This is a genomic window from uncultured Maribacter sp., assembly GCF_947500985.1.
Taxonomy (GTDB): domain Bacteria; phylum Bacteroidota; class Bacteroidia; order Flavobacteriales; family Flavobacteriaceae; genus Maribacter.
On the sequence record NZ_CANMTX010000038.1, the window covers coordinates 1 to 230 of the forward strand.

Sequence of the window (230 nt, forward strand, 5' to 3'; positions counted from 1 at the left end):
AGAGTATCTATATCCGTTGCGTTTGTAGCTATAGCGGTGTTCTGTGTTGTTTGCTCAGCTTCGAGAGTATTTATATCTGTAGCGTTTGCAGCGATAGCAGTATTCTGTGTTGTTTGCTCCGCTTCTAAAGTATCGATATCGGCAGTATTCTGGTCAACATCCGCTCTTATTGTAGTGTCGTCATATGCAAGTCCACTAATGTCTATAGTTTGGTCACCACCAAGGTCCGT

At 43.0% G+C, this 230-nt stretch carries 1 protein-coding gene; it reads right to left on the reverse strand.

Features of this window, described 5'->3' with window-relative positions; all coding sequences use genetic code 11:
* Positions 1-230: hypothetical protein (locus Q0871_RS18670; protein WP_299326623.1), on the reverse strand; the 230-nt coding region annotated here is incomplete at both ends.